Origin of the sequence: Acidiplasma aeolicum (genome assembly GCF_001402945.1) — an archaeon.
Taxonomy (GTDB): Archaea; Thermoplasmatota; Thermoplasmata; order Thermoplasmatales; family Thermoplasmataceae; genus Acidiplasma; species Acidiplasma aeolicum.
The window spans coordinates 1-5,144 of sequence record NZ_LKBG01000016.1; the positions used below are offsets into that span (position 1 = coordinate 1).

Genomic DNA, 5,144 nt, shown 5'->3' on the forward strand with positions numbered 1-5,144 from the left:
TATTTCTCAAAAAGAATTAAATTTCCAGATTAAATTTGTCAAATTATTATTTTTAAAAAAATATTCTTAAAGTTATATAATTAAATTATAAAGCATATGAAAAACCGGTCATAAATTACTGTTTATCACTTATCGCGCCATCTGACAAGAAATCTGGCAAGAATTGAGTATATTACAAGCTCTATCAAAAGCACGTAAAGCATCATTAAATTCATGGGTGCAAGGCCAAAAAATCCCTGAACAAGAATTGCTGCTGGTGTTGTTGGTGATATTGCAATTATATAAAGAAATATTTTTGGAACATAATAATATGGATAAAATGTTGGTGGCAGTATGCTTGTAATAACAGTTAAAATTCCGGTTATTCCCCATATATTCCTTAGATGATTTATGGATCCTGATATTATGAAGGATATTGCCGTTGTGGTTACAATAAGTATAAGCATAATTAATACGAGTGCAATGGAATTATATAATGTGAATAGATGGTAAATAATACCAAGATAAACATAAAGAATAATTCCGGGAACTGAAAAGATGAAATAGCTCAGTGTAAATGCGGCCATGTAATCAAACTGTGTTATACTGGTTGCAACATAAAGCTCCTGAATTCTTAACTGTAACCTGAAAAATGCTGAATCACCGGCGCCCGAAAGCCCAACAGACCCAATAAATGCAATTAAACCTCCGACTATTGCAAATTTAACAAGTGCACCATGGCTTAATACAAATACCAGAAAAAGCAAGGTAAGCGGTGTGGCAAGTGAGGCAATAAGGTATGATGGCCCTCTGGCTATGGTTTTTATGCCATAGTACCATGCCATTGTGAGTATAAATTTAATATTTGGCATTTTCATCCTCCATTATAAAAAGGTCATCAATGGTTATATCGCGCACACTCACATCACTGCCTATTTTATCAATATCAGATTTTTTTATATATTTTACATACAAAGTTCCTATTTTATATGAATTATCCAGTTTTTCCATGGACTCTATTCTGATCATATTTTTATATGGCCTTAAAAGCTGGTCATAATTCCCGGATTTTATTATTCTGCCTTTATCCATTATGTATATTTTTGATGCAAGCTCCCTGGCCTCCTCCATATAATGTGTGGTTAATATTATATTCCCTGAAAGCTTTTTTATGGCGCTCCAAGTTTCGAGCCTTGAAAGGGGGTCAAGGCCTGTTGTGGGCTCATCAAGGAAAATTGTTTCAGTGTTTGCAGCAAGTGCCATGGCAACGAACATTTTTCTTTTCATTCCACCAGAGAGTTCATCCGAAGGCACATCCTTTTTATCATATAAATCCAGTTCCCTTAAGGCCCTTAACGTTTCGTCCTTGGCCGATTTAAGGGAAAAGTTTCTGGCGGTTAAATACATAAATATTTGTTCATACGGTGTTAATATGCCTATGGGTGAGGCCTCCTGTGGTATGCTTACTATTGTTTTTCTTAGTTTCTTTGTATCCCTTATAATGCTAAGGTTATTAATAAATGCATCACCGTACGTGGGCCTGAGCTGTGTTGAAAGCATTCTAAGAAGTGTTGTTTTACCTGCACCATTCTTCCCTATTATGCATACAGTTCCATCAGATATTTCCGCACTAAGATGGTCAACAGCATACAGATTTTTATATAATTTGCTCAAATTTTCGATGATTATCATGAAATCAGACCCCGGGATTTTTTATAATTAAATATGTATTTATCCAGGAGTATATATAAAGTATTATTAAAACAATGGTAAATATAACAATTGCATACTTAAAAATGAAGATTCCAGTATAAGAATATATCATGTAATCTGAAAACGTTGATATACCAACCGGAAATACATATGCCCATACAGTCATTGACTGCCTTCTTTTTATATGACCTGCCGCAATTACCCCTGATATTAAAAATAAAAATGTATCAAAGCCAAAAAAAAGCATTGATGAGTCCACAGCCATGTAATCAGGCACATTAAAAAGGTGCAGGTAATTAAAGTATGGTAAAAACATAATATTAATAATTATCATGCTTGAGGCCCCCACAGGTATCATGGCTGCGGGGACGCTTCTTAAATACTCTGTTTTGTTAATATGGTATATAAATGCAGTAATACCCACAAACAGAAACTGGAAAAATGTTATGCCCAGTGAAACAAAAATCATAAAATATATGAGTTTAAGCTCACTTAATGTGTAATATGATTCCAGTGGTTTTATGAGCATAATACTGCTTAATATGATGTTTCCACCTATGACAATGGAGGGTACAAGCATTGCATATGAGAATTCTGATGAATTGTATTTATTTGTATAAAGGTTATAGTTTAAAAGTAAATTTATTATTATTACATATACATAAAATATAAAGTATATATACAAAAATGTTGCTGCCACAATTCTGTTTATGCCTATATAGGCACTGTAAAAAAATGCAAGGGCATACATGATTATGCCAAGAAATGCCAGAAAGCTCAATGCTGTGGGATTATTATAGTCCATTTTAAGGGTTCCTGATTTTGATGCATAGCGATAAACCACAGATATTAACACGAAAATGAACATTGCAATTACAAGGAAAAATATAATTTTACCTGCATTGAAGAGCCATAAATTTAAAAAAACAAGATAATTTATGTAAAGTGCAAGGGAAATTGATAATGTTCCGAGCACGACAGGAAACCATTCAGGGCCGAGACCTTTGAATTTCATGTAACGGGATTAAATTATGATATTTAATCTCTCATTTCACATCTGATAAATATTCGTCATTATATATTAGGCCTGATACATCATTGCAAAGAGATTTTATACCGGAAAAGTTGGTTATAACATGGCCATGCACTGACAGTGGTGTAACTGATATATTTTCTTCATGCATCACAGTATAATAATCTGTATTTTCATCATAATCATCTGAAAATTTATTCCAGAACCAGTAATATTTATTTCCATGCGGGTCCTCATCCTCCCTAACATAATCTGAAAATGCGTTCACATACATCGGAACTCCAACCATTTTTATACCATCATTTATTTTATGTGGGAAATTTATGTTTAATATATCAACATCCTTTGGGAATCCCTTATTAATAACATATTCCATTACATGCCTTGCTATTATCCCTGCCTTTTCAAAATCAGCAGATTTTTCATTTTCCTCATTTACATCGATTGAAAATGCTATACCCTTTATTCCAAGCAGGGCGCCTGTCATGGCCGCAGATATTGTTCCACTTGTATATAGCGACCTTAACGATATATTAAGACCGTGATTTATGCCACTGGCAATTAAATCAATTTTTTCATTCCTGTAAAGCGCATTTCTTGCCAAAAATATTGTGTCTGCCGGAAATCCGGATATGGCATAGCCATTAATGCCGTTTTCATCAATGGTTTTTGCCCTGAGTGGATTATTAAATGTAATGCTCATGCCTGAGGCACTTCTTGGTCTGTCAGGTGCAACCATCACGGCTCCTGTACTGATCTTTGCAGCGTTCATATAAAGTGTTTTGATACCCCTTGAAAAGTATCCATCGTCATTGGTAACCAAAATCATTATTGACCTATATTAAAATACTATATAATTGTTTATTAATAAAAAAATTAATAAAATTTATTATTTTTATAAAAATGTAACCCTTTATTTCCCCTCAATCTCCTCAATTGTAAACTGGGCAGCTTTTTTTACCTTACCGGGATGAATTTTATATTCTATAAACGTTAATAATCCTGATATCGGTATCCAGGATACGCCAAAATATACTGCAAAGTTTTCCGGATAGGGCTCGGGTGTTATAAGTGTACTTATCATTATTATTAATAGAATGGCCATACCAATAACGGGAATTACAACATGCTGAATTAATTTAAATTCTCCCCTGCGATGTGTTAGAAATGGCAGTGCTATTGATGCCACTATATGTTCTGTATATGCAGCATATGAATTTATTAAAAGCATCAAAAGGCCACCTGCCACGGGTCCATACCTGAGGCCAAAAAATATGGCTATTAAAAATGATAAAATAAATATTATTAGCGCGGCTATATGTGGTGTTCTGTATCTTTCATGAATTTTGGCCACTCTGTTTGGTAAAAATAGAATTCCATCCCTGGCAAAAGAATAAAATATTCTTGAATCTGCATTGCTCACAGAAATATTATAGCCCATGAAACTGTTTATTGTAACAAGTATAAGTGCTATATATAGTATATAACTGTATCTTTTAAAAAGTATAACTCCCGGATCCTGGCTATGAAAAAATGATTCCATATTTGCCGGCCCCCATCCGATGGTGAAGGCATAAGAAACAAAGATTAACGTAAGTCCGGCAAGAATTGTTGTTGCAAGCAGTGCACGTTTAATATTCTTTTCCGGTTCCCTTGCCTCCTCGCCAAGTGCGGTAATTGACACTGTGGTTCCAAAATACAGGGTTGTTGAATAAATCATTGAAAAAATAAGCTGAGAATATCCAGAAACATATTTTAATGTAAAAACATACAAAGTGTTTAATTTTCCAGCATTTATTATGATTATTAATGAACCTATTATAAGTACAAGAACCTCTATGACACCACCGGCTATCTGATAATCTGTTGATATTTTTATTCCACGGTATGTAAACAAAAATGATATAAGTGCGGCCACAAAGGCTATTGGCACCCAGAAGAGTGCACCCGAATATTTCGGGTCTATTAAGGTAATAAATGATGCAAGGCCAAGAAAGCCAAAACTACCATATCCCAAAATTCCATAAAATGCCATGTTCCATGCCTGAAAAGTACCAACAATGCCACCAAGCCCCTTCCCCGCAAATGTATAATAAGAACCGGCAGAGTTTACATGCTTCGAAAACTGGTATCCTGTATTCATTATAAATAAATATCCAATTACCCCAAGGAATAATGATAATGGGGTTGCACCCAGGGCAAATTCAACAACACCAACCAGCAAATATGCAGCATCCGCAGCAACTGAGAGAGTCCCCATTGCCTGCCATATAAGCCTGAAACTGGATACATAATTTCTCTTGAGTCCGTATTCCATTATGAAAGTAAATATGTATTATTAATAAATTTTTGTATCTAAATAAAAAAATGTCTATTTATTCCTTTAAAATTTTATGGCAATATTAATCATTGATTATTT

5 protein-coding genes are annotated in these 5,144 nt (G+C 34.1%); all 5 read right to left on the reverse strand.

The features are described 5' to 3' along the window. Positions 1-125: 125 nt before the first annotated feature. The 5 genes from AOG54_RS00860 to AOG54_RS00880 all read right to left on the reverse strand — a co-directional run bounded on the left by AOG54_RS00860 (position 126) and on the right by AOG54_RS00880 (position 5,042). On the reverse strand, positions 126-851 hold the full coding sequence (locus tag AOG54_RS00860; protein ID WP_052656890.1) for an ABC transporter permease: 726 nt from the start codon (positions 849-851) through the stop codon (positions 126-128). After that, complete coding sequence (locus tag AOG54_RS00865; RefSeq protein WP_048102395.1) at positions 838-1,671, reverse strand: ABC transporter ATP-binding protein; 834 nt, start codon at positions 1,669-1,671, stop codon at positions 838-840. The genes AOG54_RS00860 and AOG54_RS00865 overlap by 14 nt, the downstream gene beginning before the upstream one ends. Positions 1,672-1,675: 4 nt before the next feature. Beyond that, positions 1,676-2,707: an SLAC1 family transporter gene (locus AOG54_RS00870; RefSeq protein WP_055032272.1), complete on the reverse strand. Its 1,032-nt coding sequence runs from the start codon at positions 2,705-2,707 to the stop codon at positions 1,676-1,678. Between the two features lie 31 nt (positions 2,708-2,738). Then, entirely contained in the window at positions 2,739-3,554 is an 816-nt protein-coding gene (surE, locus tag AOG54_RS00875) for a 5'/3'-nucleotidase SurE (RefSeq protein ID WP_052656877.1), read from the reverse strand. Between the two features lie 84 nt (positions 3,555-3,638). Continuing rightward, the gene (locus AOG54_RS00880) at positions 3,639-5,042 is read right to left on the reverse strand and encodes an APC family permease (RefSeq protein WP_055032273.1); all 1,404 of its coding nucleotides are present in this window, start codon (positions 5,040-5,042) and stop codon (positions 3,639-3,641) included. Positions 5,043-5,144 lie beyond the last annotated feature (102 nt).

Excerpts from the sequence above, each read along its gene's own strand:
- AOG54_RS00860 (WP_052656890.1), bottom strand. The coding sequence starts at position 851 with ATGCCAAATATTAAATTTATACTCACAATGGCATGGTACTATGGCATA.
- AOG54_RS00865 (WP_048102395.1), bottom strand. The coding sequence starts at position 1,671 with ATGATAATCATCGAAAATTTGAGCAAATTATATAAAAATCTGTATGCT.
- AOG54_RS00870 (WP_055032272.1), bottom strand. The coding sequence starts at position 2,707 with ATGAAATTCAAAGGTCTCGGCCCTGAATGGTTTCCTGTCGTGCTCGGA.
- surE (WP_052656877.1), bottom strand. The coding sequence starts at position 3,554 with ATGATTTTGGTTACCAATGACGATGGATACTTTTCAAGGGGTATCAAA.
- AOG54_RS00880 (WP_055032273.1), bottom strand. The coding sequence starts at position 5,042 with ATGGAATACGGACTCAAGAGAAATTATGTATCCAGTTTCAGGCTTATA.